Origin of the sequence: Streptosporangium sp. NPDC001681, from assembly GCF_040298085.1 — a bacterium.
Classification (GTDB): domain Bacteria; phylum Actinomycetota; class Actinomycetes; order Streptosporangiales; family Streptosporangiaceae; genus Streptosporangium.
In genome coordinates this window covers 68,730-91,156 of record NZ_JBEOZN010000013.1, presented here as the reverse complement: position 1 = coordinate 91,156, position 22,427 = coordinate 68,730, and the positions used below count along the sequence as shown (strand labels likewise).

Sequence of the window (22,427 nt, the reverse complement as noted above, 5' to 3'; positions counted from 1 at the left end):
TCGCGACTTGAATGGGGCGTGTCGGACAGGCATCGGGCCTGTTCAGCAGCGCAGGAGTGACCATGACCACCATCAGGAACATCGTGCTCGTGCACGGCGGCTTCGTGGACGGGTCCGGCTGGCAGGGCGTTTATGACGAGCTCGCCAGGGACGGCTTCCAGGTCCGGATCGTGCAGAACCCGACGCTGTCGCTTGAGGGTGACGTCGCCGCGACCCGCCAGGTGCTGGATGCGCTCGACGGCCCTGCCGTCCTGGTCGGCCATTCCTACGGCGGGGTCGTCATCAGTGAGGCCGGTACCCACCCCAACGTGGCGGCGCTGGCGTACATCGCGGCGTTCGCCCCCGACAAGGGCGAATCGGTCGCCGCGCTCATCGCCGACCCGCCGCCCGGCGCGCCGGTTCCGCCCATCTTGCCCCCGCGCGACGGCTTCCTCTATCTCGACCGTGACAGGTTCCACGGCGCGTTCGCCGCCGACCTGCCCGCGCAGATGGCCGCGTTCATGGCCGACGCGCAGGTCCCCTGGGGTGTGGACGCCCTCGGCGGGGCGGTCACCGAGCCGGCCTGGCGGCACAGGCGCAGCTGGTACCTGGTGGCCACCGAGGACCGCATGATCCCGCCGCCGGCCCAGCGCACCATGGCCGAGCGTGCCGGAGCGTCCGTCGTCGAGGCCATCGGCAGCCACGCCGTCTACGTCTCCCAGCCCGCCGCGGTCGCCGACCTCATCCGCCAGGCCGCGGCCTGAGGACTGCGCGCATCACCTCGCTCCGGCCTGGCCGTGGCCAAGGACCAGTCGCCTCCCGGTCCGGGCCGCCCCACGGTGGCGCTTGACCTCGGGGGCGGCGCCGCACTGAAGCGTGCTTGAGCCTCGCCCCCGGATCCGCCCGCAATCTCTCAACTAAAGCTCCAATTGGAGACAGCCATGAACCGTCCCACCGCACTGCCGCGCCGCGTCATGCTCGCCGTCGCTGCCGGCGGCCTGGCCGCCGCGCTGCTCACCGTGCCGTCCGTGTCCGCGGCCTCCGCGCACGCTGACACCTCCTCCACGGCCAAGCCCACGATCGTCTTGGTGCACGGCGGCTTCGCCGACGCCTCCAACTGGAACGGCGTGATCCCCAGGCTCCAGGAGAAGGGCTATCCGGTCTTGGCGCCGGCCAACCCGCTGCGCGGCCTGCCCACCGACGCGCCGTACATCGCCAGCGTCCTGAAGTCGATCGAGGGGCCGATCGTGCTGGTCGCCCACTCCTACGGCGGAGCCGTGATCACCAACGCCGCCGTCGGCATCCCCAACGTCAAGGCGCTGGTCTACATCGCCGCGATGGCGCCCGACGAGGGCGAGACCCTCGCCGAGCTGTTCGCGAAGTTCCCCGGCAGTCAGATCCCCGACGCCGTCCGGGAGGTGCCCTTCACCGGCCCCGACGGCAGCACCGGCATCGATCTGTACCTCAAGCCGGACAAGTTCCGCAGCGCGTTCGCCGCCGACCTGCCCGTGTCCACCACTCGCCTCATGCAGGCCGGCCAGCGCCCGTTCGCCGCCTCCTCCTACACCGACAAGACCACCGGGGCCGCCTGGCGCACCATCCCCTCCTGGGCGCTGGTGGCCACCAAGGACAAGGCCATCCCGCCTGCCCTGGAGCGCTTCTTCTACAAGCGCGCCAAGTCCCAGGTCTACGAGACGGCCGCCTCGCACGTGCCGATGATCAGCCAGCCGGGCCTGGTGACCCGCATCATCCAGGACGCCGCTCGTGCGGTCAGCTGAACCGGAGACCGTCCGCGCCGGGGTCGCCGACCACCAGATCGACGTGATGCTCATCGACAACCCGCGCCGCTACTTCAGCCCAGGCGCAACCACCTGAGTGCTGCCCCGGCAACCCCGGGGTAGCACTGTCCACGTCAGGAGCACCTTGTGAGCCTCGCCTCCGGCCCGCTGCTGCCCGGCACCCACACCGTGAGCATTCAGGGCGTTCTTCAGCGCTACCACGTCGCAGGCTCCGGCCCGCTCTGCCTCGTTCACTCCGGCGGGCCCGGGCTCGGCTGGGAGTACCTGCGGATGCCGGAACTGGAGCGGCATCTGACGCTGGTCTACCTGGAGCCGATCGGAACCGGAGGATCCGGGCACCTGTCCCGGCCGCAGGCCTACCGCATCGACACCTACGCCCAGTTCCTGCACGGCGTCGTGGAACATCTGGGCGCGCGAAGAGTGTTCCTGCTCGGCCACTCCCACGGCGGATTCGTGGCCCAGCGCTACGCGCTGAGCCACCCCACCGTCCTGGCAGGCCTGATCTTGTACGACACCTCGCCACGCACCGGGGAAGAGTTCTGGAACCAGGCGCTCAGCAACCTCGACCACCTCCCAGAGCGTCACCCCGACCAGCCTGAGGCGGCCGGCATCCCGGAGGCTTTCCGGCAGGCGTTGGCCGCCACCGACAACGAATCCTGCACGCAGGGTCTGCGTGCCGTTCTGCCCGCCTACTTCGCCGACTACTGGGCCCACGAATCCGAGCTGGCCCCCATCCGGGCTGTCTTGCGCGCGTGGGTCGCCCCGATGCGCGCGCAGGAGGAGCCCTTCGACAGCCGCGACCGACTTCGCGACATCACCGCGCCCACCTTGGTCATCAGCGGAGGCCACGACTTCATCTGCGGACCCGTTTGGGGGCGGCTGCTGCACGAGGGCATCGCCCACTCTCGGTTCGTCCTGCTGGAAGACAGTGGTCACCTGGGGCATCTCGAAGAACCCGAGGTTTTCACCGCGGCGATCGTCGACTTCACGCTCGGTGTCGGCCAGGTGGAGTCGCAAACGCCCACATCCAATGGTGGCTGAGGGCGAGCAGATCAAGGTTCGCATCGTCAATCGCAGTCAATCGCAGCCTCATCGACCACCCTATGCACCTGCACGGGCACCGGGTCCGCGTGTTGTCGCGCAACGGCTCCCACGCAACCGGCGGCACCTGGTGGACCGACTCGCTCAACGTCGCTCCGGGCGAGATCTTCGAGACCGGAGGTCTGGATGGGGAGGTCAGGGCGGAGGGGGCGGCGTGAGCTTCCTGACGAAACGGGCGGCGGCGCGGTGGCTCATCCCGGTCTCGCCCCGGACCAGGAAGACGGCCTGGTCGATCTGGCCGGTGGCTTTCAGCTCCAGGACCCGTTCCACGAGTTCAGGGCCGACCCCACCACCGACCAGGGTGTTTCTGGGGTGCTGTGCCGCCCGCACCGTAAGGACGATCAGGGCGATGACCACCGCCACGACGACCGCCGTCAAAAGGAGGATGACGATCGGGTTCGACATGAGTCGAGCGTATCGTCACAAGGTCATCGCGTGCGTGCCGGAAACGACCGGATCGCGGCTGCTCTTCGGGGGCGGCGTCCCCGCGGCGGTCGAGCCGTCGTGCGGCCGATCGGCGACGGCCCCGCCGGCTCTCGCCGGGCTGTCAGGCCGCCCCGCGCAGCAGGAACATGGTGTAGGCGGCGATCGAGCCGCTGTCGGTGATCGAGCCGCGCAGGATCATCTGCTCCAGTTCCGTCCGTGAGACCCACTCCTGGCGCATGTCCTGCTCGGTGTGCTCGCGGTCGGGGGTGCCCGCGGTCAGGTCGGTGGCCAGGAAGACGTCGAAGTGCTGGCCCGTCGTGCCGTGAGCGTTGTCCAGGCGGCCCAGGTGGGTCATCGAGGCGGCTCGCAGGCCGGTCTCCTGGGCCAGTTCGGTGTGCGCCGTGACCAGGGGCGAGGGGCTGTCCTTGACCCCGCCCTGGGGGAAGTTCCAGGTGCGCCGCCCCACCGGGTAGCGGTACTCCTCCACGAGGTGGAAGCCGTCGTTCTCCATGGGCAGGACGAGGGCGAAGTCGATCTGGTCCACCACGCCGTAGATGCCGTGGGAGCCGTCGGGGCGTTCGATGCGGTCCTCGCGCACGCTCATCCAGGGGTTGGTGTAGACGACCGTCGAGTCGAGAGTGCGGATCGTCGGTCCGGGTACGTCGGTCATGGCGCGCAGCTTACTGCTGTTACGGCTCCGTTCGAGGTGCGTCGGCCTGGTCGGCGTCGTGCGGATGGTGCGGGCCGAGGCCGGGTGGGGCGAACGGCAGGACGGAGGTCACCGCGGTGACCGGTAGCGGCCCGTAGATGTGCGGGAAGGCCTCGGGTGAGTCGGCGGGCACCTCCATGCGCACGTCCAGTCCGCTCGGGTCGACGCTGAGCAGCACCAGGGGGGTGGTGACGTCGCGGTAGAAGCGCTCCACCACGCCGCGTAGCTGTTCGTGGCTCGCGCAGGCGTGGATGAAGCCCTCTTCGTCCAGGGTGCGGCCGAGGGTGGAGACGCGGTACTCCCCCGCCCGCAGGGCGGCGTCCCAGTCGGCGGCCAGGGCCAGATGCAGGATGGTCATCGCAGACATGGTGCCCTGCGGGCGGGCGTTCTTCAACTGGGGGCGGGGGGCGTCACTGCCGGGCGCGCCACTCCCGCCGCAGGATCGCGTAGTCGAGCTCGCTGGTCCATTCGCCCTTGACCATCTCGTTGTCGACCAGGTGTGCCTCGCGGCGCATGCCCAGTTTTTCCAGCACGCGGGCCGAGGCCTCGTTGCGGGCGTCCAGGCGTCCGATGATCCGGTTCAGGTCAAGGCCGTCGAATCCCAGTTCCAGCAGGGCCAGGCCCGTCTCGGTGGCGTACCCCTTGCCGTGGTGGGCGGGGTGGAAGACGTAGCCGATCTCCCCGCTGCGGTGGGTGAGGCTGTGCCAGATCAGCATGCCGTCGCCGATCAGCTCGCCGGTGGCGGCCAGTTCCACCGCCAGTGTCAGGATCTGCCCCTCCTCGAGCAGCTCCGTTTGGGTGATCTTGGTTTGCAATGCCTCGCCGGTCTGCTCCCGGCTGCGCGGTTCCCAGTACAGGTAGCGGGTCACCTGCGGCAGTGACTGGATGGCGTGCAGGGCGTCGAGGTCGGCCGGGGTGTAGGGGCGCAGGATCAGGCGGTCGGTCCGGATGGGGTAGGTGGGTTTCAGCACCGGGCCAGGGTAGGCCAGGTGCTCCGCAGCGGGCGAGGCGTTATTTCCGGCCGGGTGTCAGTGGGGGCTGCCGGCCAGGTTGAGTACCACGACTCCGCCGATGATCAGGACAATGCCCGCGATCTTGGCCAGGCTGATCGTCTCGCCGAGGAACAGTACGCCGATCGCGGCGATGGCCGCGGTGCCGGCTCCGGCCCAGACCGCGTAGGCGGTGCCGACCTCCAGTTGCAGTTTCAGCGCCTGGGCCAGCAGGATGAAGGCGGTGGCGTAGCCGGCGACGACCAGGGCGGCCCAGCCTTTGTGGGCGAAGCCGTCGCTCAGTTTGAGGGCGGTGGTCGCCACGATCTCGGCGATGATCGCCCCAGCCAGGATCAACCACGCCATGACCACTCCCCCAAAATCTGTACGAACGTATCATTTCATCCGGCCGGCGGTGCCCGCGCCGCGTCCGGAGTCCACTTGCGAGTGGTGTCGAAAGCGTGTTCCACTGAGCCGTATGCGATGGGACGCGCCTTCCCTGCTCGCCGTGCCGCCCGATGCCAGGCCGCGGATCGAGCGCTCCGCGCTGGTCAGGGTGCACGGGGCGCTGACCTGCTACGAGGTGCAGGCGCGCACCGCGCTGGAGCGCACGCCCGAGGGATGGAGCATCAGCCCGTACCGGGGGTGTGCCCAGGCCTGCCGCTACTGCTCGGTGCGCCGGGGGCATCGCTATCTGGGGCTGGACGCCGGTGGTGACTTCGATTCGCGGATCGTGGTGCGTACCAACATCGTGCGGCGGTCGCGCGCGGAGCTGGCCTCGCGCTGGGACGGCGAGCATGTCACGGTGGGGGTGGGCGGTGACTGCTACCAGGGTGCCGAGGACATCTACCGGCTGATGCCCGGCCTGGTCACCGCGTTGCGCGAGGCCGGGGCGCCGTTCACCGTGCACACCAAGAGCCGGCTGATCCTGCGCGACGCCGAGCTGCTGGCCGCCACTCCGGGGGCGGGGGTGGTCGTCTCGATCGCCTTCGTCGACGACCGGATCCGCCGCAGTGTGGAGCCCGGCGCCCACAGCGCGCAAAAGCGCCTGGAGCTGGTGGCCGAGCTGAACGAGCGGGGGGTGGCGTGCGGGGTGGCGATGGCGCCGATCCTGCCGCTGCTGACCGACTCCCCCGACCAGCTCGCGGCCACCGTGCGCCGGGTCGCCGACGCCGGGGCCGTCAGCCTGGTCCCGCACGTGCTGCGCCTGCCTCCGGGTGCCCGTGAGTGGTATCTGGCCTGGCTGGGTGAGCACCATCCGGCGCTGGCCCCCCGCTACGGCGAGCTGTACGCCCGGAGTGCCGATGCCGAGGCCGGCTATGTGCGCCGCGTCACCGACCAGGTCCTGCACCTGGCCGCCCGTTACGGCATGGGGCCGGTGCGGCCCGAGCAGCCCCTGCCGCTGGCGCTGCCGCGCCAGGCCCAGCTCACCTTGCTCTAGCCTTCCCGGTGCGAGATCAGAAGTGATCGAGCAGGTCGGGGAAGCTGCTCAGGCGCAGTACCCGCTCGTCGCCGGCGCCACCGTCGTATCCGGGGTACGCGGGTGGCGCCGACGGCGCCGGTGCGGGGTCAGGCCAGGGCGCTGCCCTTCTTCCACTGCGTGTACGGCATCTGCCAGAAGCCCCAGCCGTTGTTCCACTCCATCTCGCGGTCGGTGCCCGTGATGGTGATCACGTCGCCGCGCTGGACCTGGTCGTAGTACCACTTGGCCTGGTCGGGGCGGGAGTTGATGCAGCCGTGGCTGACGTTTCGGCGTCCCTGGGCCCAGACGTTGTTCAGCGCGTGCACGTACTCGCCGCTGTTGGAGAAGCGGACCGCGTGGTTGATCATCAGGTCGTAGTAGCCGGGATCGCCCTTCTTGCGGCCGGGGGAGATCATGCGTTCGGGGTTGGCCTTGCCCATCGCCAGGTGGATGCCGCTGGTGGTGGTGTACTCGCGGGTGCTGGCGTTGCCCGCGCTGATCAGCATGGTCTGCACGACCTTGCCGTCACGCTTGACGATCATCTTGTGCTTGCGGGTGTCGATCGTGGCGATCTGGGCCGCGCCGATGTGGATGACCTTGGTCATGTCCTTGACGCCGTACATGTCCTTGCCGCCCTGGACGCCCTTGAGGCGGGCGGTGAAGGTCACCTTCTGGTGGGGCTGCCAGAATTTCGCGGTGCGGTAGATCACGGTCGTGTCGTTGATCCAGCGCCAGGCTCCCTGGGAGGGTTTCTCCGAGGTGACCTTCAGCGCCTTTTCCACCCCGGCCTTGTTGGCGATCTGCTGGTTGAAGGTGACGATGATCGGCGCCCCCACGCCGACCTTCTCCCCCTTGATCGCCGGGGTCACGTCCGCGACCTCGAGTTCACGCTCGGGCTTGAGCGTCCGAAAGGAACTGCTGGCGGTCGTGCCGTCCACCGCGCGCGCCGAGACGGTGTAGTCGCTGGCGGGAATCATGGGGGTGGTGGAGGTCCACTTGGTGCGCTCGGCGTCGAAGTCGCCTTCCAGCACCTGGCCGCCGGTTTCGACGGTGACCTCCTCCAGCGCGCCGCTGGAGGCGCTGACGACGACCTTCCTGTTCGGGCGCACGGTCTTGCTGCCCTCGGCGGGGCTGATCCTTATCTCCGGCGCGGCCGGGGTGCTGGGCGCCGCGGCGCCCGGCCCGGCCACGGGAGCCTTCGTGTCCGCCCCGGTAGAGCAGGCGGTGGCCAGCACCGCCGCGGTCGCCAGGGCCAGAGCGGCCAGTGGCGTCCTGTGGCGTTCCACGGTCAGCACAATTTCTCTCCCCCACTACAGCAAACTACCCTTAAAAACACTAATAGGAGATGCATGGTGACTGGGCATGGTTGCGACCGGTTTGGTAACGTTTCGGTCTCTTCCTAAAGTAGGAAAAATCCTGACCGGGAGTCAGGTGTGGGCGGCCTGGCCACGGCGGGGCCCGGAGCCGGAAAGAGGGAGGCTTCGGCCGGCGCCGAAGCGTCCCGGGCCGATGATGGGCACATGACTCTCACTCCCCCGGTCCCGCTCGCCGCGCTGGCCGCCCTGCTCGCCGACGGCACGCGCGCCAGGTTCTGCCTGGCGCTGCTGGACGGGCGCGCCTGGAGCGCCGGAGAGCTGGCCGCCCACGCCGGCGTGGCGGCCTCGACCGCCAGCGAGCACCTGTCGCAGCTCATCGGCGGCGGGTTGCTGACCGAGGAGCGGCAGGGACGCCACCGGTACGTGCGCCTGGCCGGGCCGGGCGTGGCCCAGCTCATCGAGGACCTGGCCGCCCACGCCGGCGCCGAGGCCGGTGCGCGGCCGGCCACGCTGCGCGCCGCGAGCGCCACCCGGGCGCTGGCGGCCGCACGCACCTGCTACGACCACCTGGCCGGGCGGCTCGGAGTGATGATCACCGACGCGCTCGTCGCGCGCCGTCTGCTGCGCCAGGACGCCGGTTTCGCGCTCAGCGACGCCGGGCTGTCATGGTTCGCCACCGAGCTGGGGGTCTGCCTGCCGGTCGGCGGGCGCCGCCTGCTGGCCCGGCCCTGCCTGGACTGGACCGAGCGCCGCCACCACCTGGCCGGCACCGCCGGGGCCGTGCTCTGCGCGACCGCGCTGGAGCGCGGCTGGGTCAGCCGGATCGGCTCGGGACGCGCCCTGGCCGTCACCGCCGCCGGGCAGGAGGCCCTGGCCCGCTTGCTGGGCGTCACCGACCTGGCGGAAACCGCCCCCTAGGACCGGCGCAGGCGGTGGGTGAGGCTGGTGTGGCGGCGCCCGGCGCCACGGGTGCGCACCGCCTGGGCCAGCGCGCGGCGGGAGCCGACGATGACGACGAGCTTCTTGGCCCGGGTGATCGCGGTGTAGATCAGGTTGCGCTGGAGCATCATCCACGCGCTGGTGGCCAGCGGGATCACCACCGCCGGGTACTCGCTGCCCTGGGAGCGGTGGATCGACACCGCGTAGGCGTGGGCCAGCTCGTCCAGTTCGTCGAAGGCGTACTCGACCTTCTCGTCCTCGTCGGTCAGCACGGTCAGCTTGTGCTCGTCGGGCTTGATGTCGACGACCAGGCCCACGGTGCCGTTGAACACCCCGGCGGCGCCCTTTTCGTAGTTGTTGCGCAGCTGGGTGACCTTGTCGCCGACCCGGAAGACCCGCCCGCCGTAGCGGCGCTCGGGCATGCCCTCACGCGAGGGGGTCAGCGCCTCCTGCAGCACGTGGTTGAGGTTGCCCGCCCCGGCCGCGCCCCGGTGCATCGGGGCCAGCACCTGCACGTCGCGGCGTGGGTTGAGGCCGAACCTGCGCGGGATGCGGTTGGTGACCACGTCCACGGTCAGCGCCGCGATCTCCTCGGGTTCCTCGCACGGGAACAGGAAGAAGTCGCTCATGCCCTCCAGGGCCGGGTGCAGGCCGGTGTTGACCCGGTGGGCGTTGACGACGACGCCGGACTCCTGGGCCTGGCGGAAGATGTGGGTCAGCCGTACCCGGGGGATCTCCTTCTCGGCGGCCAGCAGATCGCGCAACACCTCGCCGGCGCCGACCGAGGGCAGCTGGTCGACGTCGCCCACGAAAAGCAGGTGCGTGCCCGGGGCGATGGCCTTGACCAGCTTGTTGGCCAGCAGCAGGTCCAGCATCGAGGCCTCGTCGACCACGACCAGGTCGGCGTCCAGGGGGTTGTCACGATCGAAGGTGGCATCCCCGCCGGGGCGTAGCTGCAGCAGCCGGTGCACGGTGGTGGCCTCGTGGCCGGTCAGCTCCGCCAGGCGCTTGGCCGCCCTGCCGGTGGGCGCGGCCAGGATCACCTTGGCCTTCTTGGCCCGGGCCAGGGTGACGATGGAGCGCACGGTGAAGCTCTTGCCGCAGCCCGGGCCTCCGGTCAGCACCGCGACCTTCTGTGTCAGCGCCAGCCGCACCGAGTGGGCCTGTTCTTCGGCGAGGTCGGCGCCGGTCTGGGTGCGCAGCCATTTGAGCGCGACGTCCCAGTCGACGGAGCCGAAGACCCCCAGCCGGTCGTGCTCGCAGGTCAGCAGGGTGCGCAGGGCGCCCGCCAGGGACAGCTCGGCGCGGTGGAAGGGCACCAGGTAGACCGCGGGGACGGTGCCGTCGCCGACCGGGATCTCCTCGGCGACCACGCCTTCTTCGGCGATGAGCTCCTGCAGGCAGCGCGTGGTCAGCTCGGCGGCGACCTCCAGGATCTTCACCGCGTCGGCGACGAGGTTGGGCGCAGGAAGGTAGCAGTGGCCGTCGTCGGCGGCCTGGGAAAGGGTGTAGCGCAGGCCCGCCTTGACGCGCTCGGGACTGTCGTGGGGGATGCCCACGGCCTGGGCGATGGTGTCGGCGGTCTTGAAACCGATGCCCCACACGTCGTCGGCCAGCCGGTAGGGCTCGCTCTTGACGACGGTGATGGAGTTGTCGCCGTACTGCTTGAAGATCCGGACCGCGATCGAGGTGGACACGCCGACCCCCTGCAGGAAGATCATCACCTCTTTGATGATCTTCTGTTCCTCCCAGGCGACACCGATCATCTTGGTCCGCTTGGGGCCGAGGCCGGGGACCTCGACCAGCCGCTCGGGGGTGGTCTCGATGACCTGCAGGGTCTCGACGCCGAAGTGCTCGACGATCCGCTCGGCCATCCTCGGCCCGATGCCCTTGATCAGCCCGGAGCCCAGGTAGCGCCGGATGCCCTGCACGGTGGCGGGCAGCACGGTGGCGTAGGACCACACCTCGAACTGCTTGCCGTACTTGGGGTGGGAGGTCCAGCGCCCGGTCAGCCGCAGTGACTCGCCGGGCTGGGCTCCCAGCAGCGGCCCGACCACGGTCAGCAGGTCGCTGGAGCGATCGACGGCCACCCTGGCGATGGTGTAGCCGCTCTCCTCGTTGGCGTAGGTGATGCGTTCAAGCACTGCGTCTAAACAGGTAACAGGGACCCCGCTTTTTTCCGGTTGCACGCCGCCGCCCTCCGCCCTGAATCTGCTCGCGCAAGTGTAGGGCCACCAGCCAGAAGGGCGCCCGAATGATCGTCTTCCGGACCACTGGCCGCACCTCGAAATTTTTTCGACGCAACTGGCGCATATATTGCAATCTGACGCAATAGACGCAATAGACGCATAATGGTGAGGTGGTAACTCGTTCTGAAGCGTTGACCGCCGCAGGCCGCATCTTCGCTCGCGCCCGAGCTCGTCGTGACGCTCTCACCGTCCTTGAGGCTGCACGCGCCGCGCACGTCCGGGGTGGGCCCTCTATCGAAGAGCTGGTCTGCCTTATCCAGAGCCAGCGTGACGCTGTTCGGGCGAGCGGCGCCGCTACTGGAGGTGCTTCGGTGGTTGTCGAAGGCTCGGCCGTCAGGTCTGGCCGCCCCTTCGCGGATCACACTTCCATGATCACTTAGTGAGCGCTGCGAACCACCCCAACACCGCAACCAGCCCCACGCTCAACGCGACCAGCACCACCGCCCCCAGCGGACCCCACCACAGCGACGCCAGCAGCCACACCATGCCGCCCGTCATCGCGATCCCCGCCGCACCGCCCCCGACGCGCTCCAGCCACCACAGGGCCGCGCAGACCACCACCACGACCGCAGGCACCACCAGCCGACCCTCACGCCCCACCAGGCCGAACCCGAGGGCAGCGACCTGCACCGCACACCACCACGCAGGCACCACTAGCGCGCACCCCACCCACGCCCAGAGGCGACCGGCCACCGGGGACGCAACACGATTCACGGCCATCGAACTACCTTCCACCAGGAGGGGTTGCCCCGCCCGGCAAGAACCAGGCGAGGCAACGACGAACCATCTCAGGCCTTACTCGGCCGCACCGTGGCGCCGCACACCTCGCACTCACCCGACACGTTCCCGCCGTCCAACACGATGTTGACGAACCCATCGGAGTTTCCGCAGGCACACACCACCGGGACGAAGTTGGCGGTCCACTCGCCCATCCGGCCGATCCTGATACTCACCGCTTGAACTCCTTCTACCTCAGGTACTTGTCGAACTCGCGGGCCGCCTTCAGCACGGCATCCACGCTCGCCGCAGGCCCGCACCACTCCATCGCCCACCGCAACGCGATGATCCGCTGCTGAGCGCGGGCGTCGAACTTCTCGCCGTCGATGACAACGACGAGCTGCCGGACGTCGACCCGGGCGGCGTGCTCACCGCTGACGATCATGACTCTCCTTCTTGGCCAGAATGGCGTCGTACTCGCGGCGGACACTCGCAGGCTCCCGCCAGGCAGCGGGGGGTTCCTCGCCGGGCCACGGCCCGATCTCTTCCGTCACCTTCGGTGGTAATGCCATGGTGGTATCTCCTCTTCGAGGAGCCCTGGGCCGGCCGGACCCGACCAAGAGAAGGACGGCCCAGGGCATGAACAGCGGTCAGTCACAACGGCAGCCGCATCACCTCCCCTCATCGACGTAGGAGTACGTCGACCCGGAGCGCCACACCAGCCCGGCGGCCTCCAGCGCCGCCAGCCCGGCCTTGATCTCACCGAGCGAACAGCCCTGGATCCGCTGGCCGCACACCGCGACGATCGACCCCAAATCCAGCGGACCGTCTGCGGCGGCGAGCGCCTCCTCCAGGGCGGCCTGCACATCACCTGACGTGGCCCGCACCGGAGCGGCCTGCACCGCGGCCGCCTTCCGGCCGCTCTTCAGCGTCGCGGCGTACTCGTCGTAGAAGCCGAGCGTGATGTCGTCGAACCGACCGGACGCTGGCCGGGACGCGATGGCGAACTGATCACGCGGGATCAGCGTCCGCATCGTCGCCTGACGGCGGTCCAGGCCACGCAGGTAGCCCAAGCCGTGCGTCTTGGCGCCGTTCGGGAAGTACTCGGGCAGCTTCGACGGGTCGCTGGCCAGGCCCACCATCTTGTGGTCCGTTGAGGTGCCCGTGCGGAACGCGGCGATGCTGCCACCCCCGGAGATGTTCGCGCGGAACGCGCGGCTGCGGCCCAGCTCGCCCAGGTCGAGGTTCTGCGTGTAGATGTCCAGGCTGATGCCCGGCTTGCGGTACGTCTTCGACCCCGGCGCCAGCAGCTTGATCGCCCGAGGTCCGAACACCTCGTCCTGGAACAGCAGCGGCGCCTCCTCAACGGGCACGTAGATCAGGACCATGCCGCCGAGGTCAGGGTCACCGGGCAGCAGGTACGGCTTCCCGATGCGCTCACGTCCCTGGCTGTCCGACCACTGCGCGTGCGAGATGTAGTGGGCGCGGCGACCCGCCACGTAGTCCAGGGCCTGCAGCTCAGCGAACACCTGCTCGACGCCCTCGCCGTAGCGGTGCGTCTTGTTGTTCCAATCGGGCTGGCTGGAACCGTCCTGCGCGTCGAGCAGCACAGTCGCGATGAGCGGGCACCCGTGCGCCAGGCAGATTTTCAGCCCACCGAACCCGGACTTTCCAGTGCCGGTGGTTCCGCAGTTGCAGCCCATCTGCGCGCCGCCCGACGCCGTCCACCACGACCAGTGAGCAGGCCGCAAGTCGTTGAAATACCCGACGCGGGCGATGCCCGTCCTCACGTCGATTCCGGCGCCGTCGTCCTCGAGGTACCGGATCTGCTGCAGGTTGTCGCCGCGAGTGATGACCGTCAGCATGGCCTGCGAGTTGTCGCCCTCCGGCGTCTCCTCGATCGTCACCTGGTCAGGGCGGCCTCGCCACGCGGAGGCGACCGTCCCCTTACCGGTTTCCAGCTTCGACAGTTCCGTCTTGCCGGGCTCGCCGATGATCCGCGCGACGAACCCGCCAGGTACCGCCTCCGGCGTGTCCAAGCGGGTGCCGGCGAACACCGGGTTGTTCGGGATGACCAGCTCGTTGTACTTGACCTGCTCGGGTGCGGGCCCGGCTTCCAGCTCAGGTTTCGGCTCCTCGACGACGATGGCGGGCTGCTTCGGTTCGGGCCGGTGCCGAAACCGGGTCTGGTGCTCACGTAGGAACGGAGCAGCGACGAGCGGGCCGGCCAGCCACAGCGTCAACGCGGTCCAGCCGAACGGCCCCCACAGGTACGCGGGGATCAGCCACAGCACCCCAGCGACGAGCGCGGCCGCGTACGGGCTGCCGCCGCGGCGCTCCAACCAGATCAGCACCGAAGCGATGGCGACGAACACCGCTGCGACCTTCACCCAGGGCACCACAGCGGCCACCGCGATCAGCGCGGCGACGCTCTGCAGACCGGCCATCCACGCCAGCGGCAGCAGGTTGACGACGGCGTGACGCTGCCGCCACGCGATTTTCCGGACCGCGACCTTACGGGCCTGGTTGTCGTCGGCCGCCGGAGGCGACGCGGCGTTGTCCTTCGTGGTCATCGTGTTCTTCCTCGTCGAGGGGAGGTTGGCGGATTGAGCCGCTGCCCGCCCCGCCCCCGGTGCTGGCGGGGCGGGCAGCGACTCGAACCGTCAGCCGTTGGTCAGCTCGTCGATCGCGTCGACCACGCCCTGCAGTTGCTGGGCGTACAGGCTGGCCGTCTCGGACACAGCGGCGATCTGCGTGAGGATCGCGCCGTCGTCAGCGAGCTTGCTGAGCTGGTCGGACTGGATGCCGTCGATCGCGACGACGTCGTTTCCAGCGCTGGCGGCCGCCTCCTCGAAGAGGCTGCGGAGGGTAGCCAGGCCGCTTGCTTCGCCGGTGAATGCCATGTCGGGGTCCTCCTGCTGTGATTGCGGTTCGGGGTCTGTTTCGGGGGTGGGATCCGGAGCCGGGTCAGGCTTCGGAGTGGGCTGAGGTTCAGGCGGGGGCTGGGCGGGGTCGACCACTTCGACGACCACCTCGACGTTCGGGTCTTCGACGACCTCGACCTCGAACGGCTTCGCGTTCTTGTATGCGCGGTAGTTGTCTCGGCCGCCTTTCCACGCGGTGAGGCCGACCCGCTTGGCCGCTACGACCGTGCGGTATCCGCCGTACGCGGTGCCGCCGACCGCGACCGCGCCCCACCCGCAGGTTTTGAGTAGCGCGGCCGCCCAGCGGCGGGGGTCCTTCCACCCTGGGCTGTCGCGCCGCAGGTACATCTGCGCCTGGGTGTAGCGCCTGCGGGTCGCGGTGTAGCCCGCGCGGAACTCCTGGGCGGCCTGTCGGCTACCGGACCGCCACGCGCCGCTGGCCGCAGCGCGGGCGTCCTTCCGGAAGATCAGGCCGCCGATGAGCGAGACCACCACGGCCAGCAGCAGGAACGAGATCATCACTTCACCTGCGACATGATTGCGTCGGTGCCGCTCTCGGCCTGCTCCATGAGGAAGCCGAACGTGTCCGTCCCCGTCATGATCACCACGACGAGCAGTGGCAGCAGCGCCAGGCCACGGAGCGGCTGGTCGACCGTGCCGTCCTTAGCGTCCTTGACGTAGTGCAGGCCCACCCACAGCAGCAGGCACAGCGCGATCACACCGATGACGATGATCGTCGTGGTGTTGGTCACCAGGCCGACCAGCCACACGATGAGGAACACCGGGCCGAGCCCAGCAGCGACGACCAGGGCAGCGACCAGCTTGTCGACCTTCCAGCGGCGCAGCGGAAGCGCCAGGCAGATCAGGACAGCGGTGTAGGCGAGCCCGCCGAGGATGGCAACGAGCATGAGGGGGACCTCTCTCAGATGAGGGACAGCAGAACGGCAATGAGGGTGTGCACGGTGGCCACGGACAGCCGCGCGGGGTAACGCAGGATCCACAGCAGCGGCTGCACCACGGCGTTGACCGGGACGACCAGGCCGAACCCGTACGCGCGGTAGAGGCTGCGCAGCACCAGCGAGTCGAGGGGCGCCGCACCGTACTGGGCGACGAGTTCACCCAGCGACGGCAGCCGCGGCGGCGTCGCCACGACGAGGCGCGACGGATACCAGATAAGCCACAGCAGGGTGTGCGCGGCCGCCGTGAGCGACGTCGCGACGACGCCGTACCCCCGGTAGGCCCAGAACAGCGCCGCTATTTCGCGCGGCACGGACGGCACGGTCTTGTACTGCTCGACCAGCTCGGCCAGCGACGGCAGATGCTCGCCCAGCACCACGGCGTAGCCCCGGACGCCGGCGGCGGCGTCGACCGCCCGAGCGACAGTCGTACGACTCGCGTAAGTCGCTCGAGCGAGCAGCCCACCTGCAGGGCGCTGCGGCGCGGCCGTGGCCACCGCCGCGGATTCGCTCCGCAGCTGCACGACCTCGGCGAGCTGCTCGGCGGCCTCGGCCGCCTCCTGCTCGACCTCGGCGGGAGCGAACGGCGAAACGATGTCCGGGATCACGGCGCGCTCTCCTTTCGGTCCTTGGTCTGCTGGTCGATGTGGAGGGCCACGGTGACGAGTTGGTTGGCGATGTTCGACCGGGCCATGTCGGCGGCGCCCTGGTCGACGCGCTCCAGATCGGCGAGCGCGGCCTGCAGGCCGTACAGCGCTAGATCGAGCCCCCGGCGAGGAGTCGGAGCGGCCTCCACCGAGGGGTGGAGCTCCTTCTCTCGGCGCTGATACGAGGGGGTCTTGCGGCCCACTGGGTACTCCTCAACTAGCTACAGGCTGTGACATCAGGTAGGGTGCCCTCGCGCGCCCGCTCGCGGGCGCCTGCGCGCGGCCGCGCGTGGGGGCCTCGAATCGGGCCTGGTCGGTGGCCCCGGGAAGGTGAACCGCCTCCGAGGCCCGATCACGGACAGTGAATTTCACGACGATTTCAGCAGGGCCTTCAGGGCGTCGTCCCAGTCGATCCGGTCGCCCTCCTTACCCAGTGGCACCAGCTCGTACATGCTCTTCAGCGCGGCGGTCAGCAGGACGCGGGAGACGCGGAACGTCCGCTCTCGCAGGCCGCCGCGCTTCACCGTCCACAGCACCCACCTGGCGTCCGGCGACGGGTACGCCCACAGGTCCTGGGACAGCGCGTCCCAGTCCATGCCCTGCTGGAGCACGGCGCGGGGAACGCTTAGCGGCACCGCTGAGCCGTCCATCGGGATACGGACGAAGAACGGGTCAGCGGCCGGCCGGTAGAGCAGCCAGGCGTCAACGAGTTCACCGGTCGCGTAGTCCCAGATCCCGATGTAGCAGCTGCGTTCGCTGACGGCGTCGGGGTTCGTGTCGTGGCTCATGTCGTCTCTCCGGGGGTGTCGTTGTGCGTCTCGTCCGCCTGGACGATCCGCTCATGCGTCTCGATGCGAGTGGCGGACGGTCCGCCGTTGGCGGCGCGGACGGTCCGCGCGGACAGACGGCTTTCGTCCGCGCCTGTCCGCCCGTTCGGGGCCTCGGCGCGCAGCCGCTTCAGCAGCAGTCCGGTGCGGTCGTTGGAGATGGGCTGTCCGGTCGCCTGGACCGCCGCGCGGAGGTTGTCGCGGGTTAGCCGGACGGAGCTCTTTTCGAGTTCGCCCGCGATGCGCAAGCCGAGCGGCATCAGGTCGTCCACGCTTTCCGGAGCTGCGGACGGCTTGCTCGTCCGCGCGGACGGTCCGCCCTTGTTGACGCGGACGGTCCGCGGGTTCGTCCGCCGTCCGCCTGTCCGCCGTCCGCGCGGGGCGAGCTTCTCGTCCGGCTTCTCATCCCCTTTTCCGTCCGCCCCGTCCGCACGCTCGTCCGCCTGCGGACGGGGCTTCTCGTCCGCCTTCTCGTCCGCGCCGTCCCCCTTCTCGTCCGCGCCCGTCCCCGCCGGACGGAACATCCTCGTCCACCACTTCGCGTGCGGACCGTCCGCGCCGTTCGTGGCGGACGGTCCGCCGCCGTCCCCGGCCTCCAGCTCGCGGACGAGTTGCGGCACGTAGCGCGGGACAAGCCCGGCACCAACCCGGTTGATGAACCGCTTCGCCTCCTCCACGGCCTTCACGGCGTCCGGGTCCGCGCCGTACAGCTCCTGCGTCAGCGCCGCCATGTGCGTCAGCGTCAGCTCCACCGTGGCGCGCTGCGCTGCGATCACCGCAGTCCTGGTGTCCTCGACCGACGCCCACGTCATGCGGACGGCGCGACGCTCACGCACCACCGCCACCGCGGTCTGCGGCGACTGCACACCCTCACCGATGGCCCACCGGAACGCCGCGAACGTCTCCCCGGTGTGCAAGGCCCACCGCAGCGGGGAGAACTTCGGCGCGCGCGGGTCGATCAGGCCGGCCTCGCGCAGGTCCTTACGGTGCAGGTGCCGCGAGTGCATCGCCCACAGCCACGGCGAGATGAGCGAACAGGCGGCGAACAGCTCCGGGGTCTCCGGCACGTGCGTGTAGCTCAGCCAGGCAGCTGCCGCACCAATCAGGTACGACCTCATGCGCAGGCCCCACGCCGCATCCCCCTCCCGCAGCGCGACATGCGCGTGCCAGGAGACGTAGACGGCGACGGACTCGACGATCGCGGCGCCGGTGGCCGCGGCCCACGCCGGTACCCCGAGCGCGATGAACACCATGTACTGCCCGCCGACAGCGACGAGGTTGACGCCTAGGTTGGTGACGGACATGACCGCCAGACGGCCGACGACTTGCGCTCGCGGGCACCACCGGGCACCGATGAGCTTCCACCGGTCCTCGCTGTCCTTGCGGTCCTGCTCGTCGCGGGAGCGGCCTCGCCGCTTCTTCTGCTCGGCGCGTAGCTCGTTGGCGCGCTCACGCTCGGCCTTGGCGTCGTCGTGGCGCTGCTGCTTGGCGAGCCGCGCCTCGTCGCGCAACTGCTCGCGGGCGATGCGGGCCTGCTCCGCCTGCAGGCGGCGGCGCTCGCGCTCCGGGCTCGTGAACATTAAGCCGCCACCGCTTCGGCGCCCTCGGCCAGCTCGGGCGCAGCGGAGCTGAGCGTGATCCGCTCCTCCGGGGTGGTGCCTGCGGCGATGCCGTCGATCTGGTGGCGCGGGCGGCCGTGCTCCAGCAGGAGCGTCCGCTCCAGGCACGGCCCGAGCTGGCCGGTGAAGGGGCAGCCTTCGCACTGGATGGCGGCAGCCGCCGCGTAGCGGTCCGCGAGCTTCGTGATGGGGTACCAGTCGTCCGGCGTGGACGAGCGGACGCACAGCGCCGCCCGGGTGAGCACGATCGTGTCGAGCTCCTGCAGGCGCTTGGCGATGAGGACAGGGCTGGATGTGACAGCACGCAGGCGTGATGCCACGATGTGGTCAGACATCGGGTCTGGTGAACCTTTCGCGAGGGCAGACCTGGTGTTCAGGGCCTCGTTCGGAGTTGGCGCTCCGGCGGGGCCCGCGTCGTTTGTGGGGGTAGGGGCGGTTCTCCGTTGGCGCGGAGCCGCTTTTCGTTGATCAGATGCTGCTGTGTTTAACTGTAAACAGGAGCACTAAGGTCATGGTGCATCACCCAGCCAAGAGCTGTCAACCGCCCAGGTGGGAACCCCGATCACAGAGCACTACCCTCAGTTCAATGACGCCAGAGAGGATCATGATGTGAGCGCCGATCACCGCTTCGAGCAGATCGCCGACGAGCTCCGCCAGCAGATCCTCGACGGCACCTATCCTCCCGGCGAACCGCTCCCCCACACTCGGGTACTGCTCGACCGCTGGGGCGTCTCCGCGACGACGCTCACCCGCGCGCTGAAGATCCTCAAAGAGGAACAGCTAATCTGGCGAGTCGGCAACCGAGGCATGATCGTCCAAAAGCGCCAGCCCGTCACCGTGGACATCACGCCCAGCGACCTCGCCGCGCTCGATCGCAGAACATGGGAAGCCATCTGCCGACGCACAAAGATCGACGGCCGTCTACTGACCGGCGTCCGTGAGGAACCTGCTGAACCCGACGTCGCCCGAATCTTGCACATCCCCGTCGGCGAAACCGTCCTCAAGCGAGCAGCGGTGGGTTCGTTCGCACATCAGCCCGTGTACATGCAAGAGAAGTACTACCCGCTGGCCTTCTCCCAGAGCCCGCCAACCACCATCGTCCGGCAGCTCGTCAGCGCCAGGCCCGCCGACGACGACGAGGCCGCCATGCTCAAGGTGGCTCGCGGATCGTGGGCTCTCACAGTCGAACAGGTCAACTGCGACGAGTCAGGCCGCCTCGTTGAACTGATGCGCTTCATCGCGAACCCACTGCGGGTCCGCCTTCTTGAAGAGGATCTGCCACTGAAGGCTCCCTCGTAGCGGGGGTCATCTACTGCTTGGAGAGGTCCAGAATCAGGGCGTCAGAAGCCATCGCGTCGGGTGCCGGTCGTACGGTGCCCACCACCTGCCATCCCCAGCGCCGGTACATGGCGTGCGCCGGAGCCTCCGGATTGGCCAGCAGCGTCGCGTACCGCGCCCCCTGACTGGCCAGTAGTTCTTCAAGGAGACGCTTGCCTATGCCACGGCCTCGATAGTCCTTACGGACGTTCAACTCGATGACCGCGAACTTAGGCAGATCGGCTGCTTCGGCAGGAGCAGGAGCAGCTTCTCCGCCCCACCACCGGCCCGCTTCAAATCCGAGGCCGAAAGCGAACCCTACGAGTTCCGCCCCGGACCTTGCCGAGACCAAAGAGAATCCGTCCCGCTCCAGTTGCCGGCCGGTGCGTTCGGTGAATCGTTCACGGCTGTAAAGAGGCCCTGAAAGGTAGGGCGGCTCGGCGTGGATCTGCAGGTATAAATCGACGTGCTCTTCATCAAGTATTGCGCGGGCCGCTGGCCCGATCAGGCATTGAAAATCAATACTCATTTGTCCCCTTTTGACGCCGTAAGTACGAGATGTGCACGATAGTCGCTGACCGCTCGCTGCGCCTGCTGCCCTGCTGGTGCGGCGTCAGCCACGACATGAGCGACATGCAGCACGAACTGCGTCATACGACCAGGCCCAAGGTTTTCCATGATCGCGACAGCATGTTGTAACCCATCAGTGACGTCTCCCTGCCGTACTGCCGACGCTGCCTGATGCAGGCGGATCTGAGTTGCTTGTCGCTCACGTCCTACGGGGTAGGAGTCGAGCGCTTCCTGTTGTGCAACAGAGGCGGATGGGGCACCGATCAAGGTCAGGACGAGGGATCGAGTGTGCAGTAGCCGAGACTCCGACCATCCTTCGGCGGACATGGTGTTGCCGGTAACGCTGTCGGGCAGCGTCGCGAACACCTCGGCCTGGGCCGCCAAGCTGGCATGTGCACCATCGTGATCGCCCATGAGGGCCAGCGCATGGGCGCGGGAGCCCAGGGCGCTGACCGCAGCACGGCCCGGCTGATCAGCGGTGAGGTCTAGAGCCGTTTTCACACGTGACAGCACCACAGCCAGGGGACGGCGCTCGTATAGGGCCTGAACCGCTTCGAACGCGTGCGCGGCGGCGATGAACTCCGGGTCATCTGTCTGGGCTGCTGCCCTGCGTGCGGAGATCCACCAATGGATCGACTCGCGGGTGTGTCCGGCAGAACCGAGCGCATGAGCCAGGAGAAGCGTCAGCCGAGCGTTCACGCGGGCCCAGCCGACTGCTTCGCGGCCGGGCGCGGATGACAGAGCCTGCTGGAGAGTCAGGAGGTCTACCGACAAGTCTCGGATCAACACGGCTAAGGGGCGCGAGACGATCCCGTGAGCGTGCTCCCAGACGATTTCTTCCCATGTGTCCAGGTCAGGTCCGCCGAGCCGCCTGTCCACGATGGTGCGCAACTGCTCCAACCCTGGGAGCAAGGCGGACATGCCTGCTCCTGCGACGCTCAGGAGGAGCTGTCTCCGTGCTTCGTTCATATCGCCAGGATCCGGCACGTTCGCGGTTGCCGCTACCGGACTGTGCCCGGATTTGGCCACCTGGACGAGCTCGTGCAGAGAGGTCAGAAGGCCACCGGCGTCATACAGGTCGTCCAGGCGCTTCACAGTCTCGATCGGAGCGCGCCTTTCACCACGCTCCCACTTGCTGAGCAGCGACAAATCCACCAGAACTTCCTTGGCCACCTCCTGGAGACGAAGATCCCTGAGCTCTCTCCAGTGCCTCAGTGAGGCGCCAAAAAGGTTATCGAGTGACTTTGAGGGATCAACTACGTGCGATTCACGAGGCATGGCGACCTCCCGTCGATTTGGCCAATTTGGCCAATCGTATTGGCCAAATCAGATCTCTGGATGAGCCCCGTACTTGCCTCCACTATGGCACGTGAGACCTCACCGGACACGAAGTAGCTACCCAGATTGGCGTACATGCCCTTTTTGGGGGTTTCGCCTTATGTGTGACGAAAGGAGTGTGAATGATGCCTACCGAAGCCTGTTCCCTGCCTTCGGCTGGAAAGACGAGCTATCTCAAACACCCTCCACCCCACGGAACCTCGGGGGACGAACTCCTGGACGGGTTCGTCGAAGGCACAGACGCACTCCAGCGCCTGCGTCACCGCCTGCGCGACTACGGTCTCTACCCGGCCATCAGCTACCCCGAAGGGCCAAGGCTGCATGTGGCCGGCGACGTGACGGTGTGCGTCAGTGAAAACGACGGCGTCTTGACCTACACCTGGAAGATCAAGCCGGGCCTGCGCGTCGCCGTACAGAACACCGTCACGTCCACCCCGGTGAACGACGTGGACGAGGCCGCCCGTCTGATCGCCGAGGCCCTCGGCCGCGTCCCCCGCCCAGAAGAGCACCGGGAGCCATGAAAGCAGCGCGGCGGCTCGGAGA

At 68.7% G+C, this 22,427-nt stretch carries 28 protein-coding genes; 8 read left to right on the top strand and 20 right to left on the bottom strand.

All coding sequences use genetic code 11. The features are described 5' to 3' along the window. Positions 1 to 62: 62 nt before the first annotated feature. The 4 genes from ABT130_RS09040 to ABT130_RS09025 all read left to right on the top strand — a co-directional run bounded on the left by ABT130_RS09040 (position 63) and on the right by ABT130_RS09025 (position 3,037). A complete protein-coding gene (locus tag ABT130_RS09040; RefSeq protein ID WP_350954123.1) occupies positions 63 to 743 on the top strand; it encodes an alpha/beta fold hydrolase in 681 nt (226 codons plus the stop codon). Between the two features lie 177 nt (positions 744 to 920). Next, on the top strand, positions 921 to 1,757 hold the full coding sequence (locus ABT130_RS09035; protein ID WP_350954121.1) for an alpha/beta fold hydrolase: 837 nt from the start codon (positions 921 to 923) through the stop codon (positions 1,755 to 1,757). Between the two features lie 147 nt (positions 1,758 to 1,904). Further along, a complete protein-coding gene (locus tag ABT130_RS09030) occupies positions 1,905 to 2,819 on the top strand; it encodes an alpha/beta fold hydrolase (protein ID WP_350954119.1) in 915 nt (304 codons plus the stop codon). Beyond that, positions 2,804 to 3,037 carry a multicopper oxidase domain-containing protein gene (locus ABT130_RS09025; protein WP_350954172.1) on the top strand — a complete coding sequence of 78 codons (234 nt, stop codon included), beginning with the start codon at positions 2,804 to 2,806 and terminating at the stop codon, positions 3,035 to 3,037. Before ABT130_RS09030 ends, ABT130_RS09025 begins: the two co-directional genes overlap by 16 nt. Here the strand turns inward: ABT130_RS09025 and ABT130_RS09020 are convergent. The 5 genes from ABT130_RS09020 to ABT130_RS09000 form a co-directional block, all read right to left on the bottom strand. Continuing rightward, positions 3,015 to 3,284 (bottom strand): hypothetical protein, encoded by a 270-nt coding sequence (locus ABT130_RS09020; RefSeq protein WP_350954117.1) that lies wholly within the window; start codon positions 3,282 to 3,284, stop codon positions 3,015 to 3,017. The genes ABT130_RS09025 and ABT130_RS09020 overlap by 23 nt on opposite strands. A 142-nt stretch (positions 3,285 to 3,426) precedes the next feature. Then, positions 3,427 to 3,975 carry an NUDIX domain-containing protein gene (locus tag ABT130_RS09015; RefSeq protein WP_350929826.1) on the bottom strand — a complete coding sequence of 183 codons (549 nt, stop codon included), beginning with the start codon at positions 3,973 to 3,975 and terminating at the stop codon, positions 3,427 to 3,429. Positions 3,976 to 3,994: 19 nt separating this feature from the next. Continuing rightward, the gene (locus ABT130_RS09010) at positions 3,995 to 4,372 is read right to left on the bottom strand and encodes a DUF952 domain-containing protein (RefSeq protein WP_350954115.1); all 378 of its coding nucleotides are present in this window, start codon (positions 4,370 to 4,372) and stop codon (positions 3,995 to 3,997) included. Between the two features lie 52 nt (positions 4,373 to 4,424). Continuing rightward, positions 4,425 to 4,985 (bottom strand): GNAT family N-acetyltransferase, encoded by a 561-nt coding sequence (locus tag ABT130_RS09005; RefSeq protein ID WP_350954113.1) that lies wholly within the window; start codon positions 4,983 to 4,985, stop codon positions 4,425 to 4,427. Between the two features lie 57 nt (positions 4,986 to 5,042). Continuing rightward, positions 5,043 to 5,369: a DMT family transporter gene (locus tag ABT130_RS09000; protein ID WP_350954111.1), complete on the bottom strand. Its 327-nt coding sequence runs from the start codon at positions 5,367 to 5,369 to the stop codon at positions 5,043 to 5,045. A 112-nt stretch (positions 5,370 to 5,481) separates the two neighbouring features. Here ABT130_RS09000 and ABT130_RS08995 point away from each other — a divergent pair, with 112 nt between their 5' ends. After that, the gene (locus tag ABT130_RS08995) at positions 5,482 to 6,444 is read left to right on the top strand and encodes a radical SAM protein (protein ID WP_350929822.1); all 963 of its coding nucleotides are present in this window, start codon (positions 5,482 to 5,484) and stop codon (positions 6,442 to 6,444) included. A 128-nt stretch (positions 6,445 to 6,572) separates the two neighbouring features. Here ABT130_RS08995 and ABT130_RS08990 read toward each other — a convergent pair whose 3' ends face one another. Then, positions 6,573 to 7,760 carry a L,D-transpeptidase gene (locus ABT130_RS08990; RefSeq protein WP_350954109.1) on the bottom strand — a complete coding sequence of 396 codons (1,188 nt, stop codon included), beginning with the start codon at positions 7,758 to 7,760 and terminating at the stop codon, positions 6,573 to 6,575. A 225-nt stretch (positions 7,761 to 7,985) separates the two neighbouring features. On the opposite strand from ABT130_RS08990, the gene ABT130_RS08985 reads away from it, so the two are divergent. Then, complete coding sequence (locus ABT130_RS08985) at positions 7,986 to 8,699, top strand: ArsR/SmtB family transcription factor (protein WP_350954107.1); 714 nt, start codon at positions 7,986 to 7,988, stop codon at positions 8,697 to 8,699. Here ABT130_RS08985 and recD2 read toward each other — a convergent pair. From recD2 to ABT130_RS08925, 12 genes are all read right to left on the bottom strand, one after another. Next, a complete protein-coding gene (recD2, locus tag ABT130_RS08980; protein WP_451934911.1) occupies positions 8,696 to 10,909 on the bottom strand; it encodes an SF1B family DNA helicase RecD2 in 2,214 nt (737 codons plus the stop codon). The two genes, ABT130_RS08985 and recD2, sit on opposite strands and share 4 nt — an antisense overlap. A 432-nt stretch (positions 10,910 to 11,341) precedes the next feature. After that, complete coding sequence (locus ABT130_RS08975) at positions 11,342 to 11,683, bottom strand: hypothetical protein (RefSeq protein ID WP_350954103.1); 342 nt, start codon at positions 11,681 to 11,683, stop codon at positions 11,342 to 11,344. 74 nt (positions 11,684 to 11,757) lie between these two features. After that, entirely contained in the window at positions 11,758 to 11,922 is a 165-nt protein-coding gene (locus tag ABT130_RS08970; protein ID WP_350954101.1) for a hypothetical protein, read from the bottom strand. 14 nt (positions 11,923 to 11,936) lie between these two features. Continuing rightward, positions 11,937 to 12,131 (bottom strand): hypothetical protein, encoded by a 195-nt coding sequence (locus tag ABT130_RS08965; RefSeq protein ID WP_350954100.1) that lies wholly within the window; start codon positions 12,129 to 12,131, stop codon positions 11,937 to 11,939. Between the two features lie 226 nt (positions 12,132 to 12,357). Next, entirely contained in the window at positions 12,358 to 14,259 is a 1,902-nt protein-coding gene (locus tag ABT130_RS08960) for a hypothetical protein (protein ID WP_350954098.1), read from the bottom strand. A gap of 90 nt (positions 14,260 to 14,349) precedes the next feature. Next, positions 14,350 to 15,129 (bottom strand): hypothetical protein, encoded by a 780-nt coding sequence (locus ABT130_RS08955; RefSeq protein WP_350954096.1) that lies wholly within the window; start codon positions 15,127 to 15,129, stop codon positions 14,350 to 14,352. After that, the gene (locus ABT130_RS08950; RefSeq protein WP_350954094.1) at positions 15,129 to 15,518 is read right to left on the bottom strand and encodes a hypothetical protein; all 390 of its coding nucleotides are present in this window, start codon (positions 15,516 to 15,518) and stop codon (positions 15,129 to 15,131) included. Before ABT130_RS08950 ends, ABT130_RS08955 begins: the two co-directional genes overlap by 1 nt. A 14-nt stretch (positions 15,519 to 15,532) precedes the next feature. Further along, on the bottom strand, positions 15,533 to 16,174 hold the full coding sequence (locus ABT130_RS08945) for a hypothetical protein (RefSeq protein ID WP_350954093.1): 642 nt from the start codon (positions 16,172 to 16,174) through the stop codon (positions 15,533 to 15,535). Next, complete coding sequence (locus tag ABT130_RS08940) at positions 16,171 to 16,416, bottom strand: hypothetical protein (protein ID WP_350954091.1); 246 nt, start codon at positions 16,414 to 16,416, stop codon at positions 16,171 to 16,173. The genes ABT130_RS08945 and ABT130_RS08940 overlap by 4 nt, the downstream gene beginning before the upstream one ends. A gap of 165 nt (positions 16,417 to 16,581) precedes the next feature. Next, positions 16,582 to 17,001 carry a hypothetical protein gene (locus ABT130_RS08935; RefSeq protein WP_350954090.1) on the bottom strand — a complete coding sequence of 140 codons (420 nt, stop codon included), beginning with the start codon at positions 16,999 to 17,001 and terminating at the stop codon, positions 16,582 to 16,584. After that, positions 16,998 to 18,620 (bottom strand): hypothetical protein, encoded by a 1,623-nt coding sequence (locus ABT130_RS08930; RefSeq protein WP_350954088.1) that lies wholly within the window; start codon positions 18,618 to 18,620, stop codon positions 16,998 to 17,000. Before ABT130_RS08930 ends, ABT130_RS08935 begins: the two co-directional genes overlap by 4 nt. Next, positions 18,620 to 18,994, bottom strand: coding sequence for a hypothetical protein (locus tag ABT130_RS08925; protein WP_350954086.1), 375 nt, complete (start codon positions 18,992 to 18,994; stop codon positions 18,620 to 18,622). Before ABT130_RS08925 ends, ABT130_RS08930 begins: the two co-directional genes overlap by 1 nt. A 274-nt stretch (positions 18,995 to 19,268) precedes the next feature. On the opposite strand from ABT130_RS08925, the gene ABT130_RS08920 reads away from it, so the two are divergent. Continuing rightward, positions 19,269 to 19,958, top strand: a complete 690-nt coding sequence (locus ABT130_RS08920; protein WP_350954084.1) for a GntR family transcriptional regulator — start codon at positions 19,269 to 19,271, stop codon at positions 19,956 to 19,958. 10 nt (positions 19,959 to 19,968) lie between these two features. Here ABT130_RS08920 and ABT130_RS08915 read toward each other — a convergent pair whose 3' ends face one another. Together ABT130_RS08915 and ABT130_RS08910 are read right to left on the bottom strand one after the other, a co-directional pair. Then, complete coding sequence (locus ABT130_RS08915; RefSeq protein WP_350954082.1) at positions 19,969 to 20,505, bottom strand: GNAT family N-acetyltransferase; 537 nt, start codon at positions 20,503 to 20,505, stop codon at positions 19,969 to 19,971. After that, a complete protein-coding gene (locus ABT130_RS08910; RefSeq protein ID WP_350954080.1) occupies positions 20,502 to 21,824 on the bottom strand; it encodes a helix-turn-helix domain-containing protein in 1,323 nt (440 codons plus the stop codon). Before ABT130_RS08910 ends, ABT130_RS08915 begins: the two co-directional genes overlap by 4 nt. A gap of 182 nt (positions 21,825 to 22,006) precedes the next feature. Between ABT130_RS08910 and ABT130_RS08905 the strand changes: the two genes are divergently transcribed. Then, positions 22,007 to 22,405: a hypothetical protein gene (locus tag ABT130_RS08905; RefSeq protein ID WP_350954078.1), complete on the top strand. Its 399-nt coding sequence runs from the start codon at positions 22,007 to 22,009 to the stop codon at positions 22,403 to 22,405. Positions 22,406 to 22,427: the final 22 nt, after the last annotated feature.

Bases quoted from the DNA above. Each gene is read 5' to 3' on its own strand.
- ABT130_RS09040 (WP_350954123.1), top strand. From the start codon at position 63: ATGACCACCATCAGGAACATCGTGCTCGTGCACGGCGGCTTCGTGGAC.
- ABT130_RS09035 (WP_350954121.1), top strand. From the start codon at position 921: ATGAACCGTCCCACCGCACTGCCGCGCCGCGTCATGCTCGCCGTCGCT.
- ABT130_RS09020 (WP_350954117.1), bottom strand. From the start codon at position 3,284: ATGTCGAACCCGATCGTCATCCTCCTTTTGACGGCGGTCGTCGTGGCG.
- ABT130_RS09015 (WP_350929826.1), bottom strand. From the start codon at position 3,975: ATGACCGACGTACCCGGACCGACGATCCGCACTCTCGACTCGACGGTC.
- ABT130_RS09010 (WP_350954115.1), bottom strand. From the start codon at position 4,372: ATGACCATCCTGCATCTGGCCCTGGCCGCCGACTGGGACGCCGCCCTG.
- ABT130_RS09000 (WP_350954111.1), bottom strand. From the start codon at position 5,369: ATGGCGTGGTTGATCCTGGCTGGGGCGATCATCGCCGAGATCGTGGCG.
- ABT130_RS08995 (WP_350929822.1), top strand. From the start codon at position 5,482: ATGCGATGGGACGCGCCTTCCCTGCTCGCCGTGCCGCCCGATGCCAGG.
- ABT130_RS08985 (WP_350954107.1), top strand. From the start codon at position 7,986: ATGACTCTCACTCCCCCGGTCCCGCTCGCCGCGCTGGCCGCCCTGCTC.
- ABT130_RS08965 (WP_350954100.1), bottom strand. From the start codon at position 12,131: ATGATCGTCAGCGGTGAGCACGCCGCCCGGGTCGACGTCCGGCAGCTC.
- ABT130_RS08960 (WP_350954098.1), bottom strand. From the start codon at position 14,259: ATGACCACGAAGGACAACGCCGCGTCGCCTCCGGCGGCCGACGACAAC.
- ABT130_RS08955 (WP_350954096.1), bottom strand. From the start codon at position 15,129: ATGATCTCGTTCCTGCTGCTGGCCGTGGTGGTCTCGCTCATCGGCGGC.
- ABT130_RS08950 (WP_350954094.1), bottom strand. From the start codon at position 15,518: ATGCTCGTTGCCATCCTCGGCGGGCTCGCCTACACCGCTGTCCTGATC.
- ABT130_RS08935 (WP_350954090.1), bottom strand. From the start codon at position 17,001: ATGAGCCACGACACGAACCCCGACGCCGTCAGCGAACGCAGCTGCTAC.
- ABT130_RS08930 (WP_350954088.1), bottom strand. From the start codon at position 18,620: ATGTTCACGAGCCCGGAGCGCGAGCGCCGCCGCCTGCAGGCGGAGCAG.
- ABT130_RS08925 (WP_350954086.1), bottom strand. From the start codon at position 18,994: ATGTCTGACCACATCGTGGCATCACGCCTGCGTGCTGTCACATCCAGC.
- ABT130_RS08915 (WP_350954082.1), bottom strand. From the start codon at position 20,505: ATGAGTATTGATTTTCAATGCCTGATCGGGCCAGCGGCCCGCGCAATA.
- ABT130_RS08910 (WP_350954080.1), bottom strand. From the start codon at position 21,824: ATGCCTCGTGAATCGCACGTAGTTGATCCCTCAAAGTCACTCGATAAC.
- ABT130_RS08905 (WP_350954078.1), top strand. From the start codon at position 22,007: ATGATGCCTACCGAAGCCTGTTCCCTGCCTTCGGCTGGAAAGACGAGC.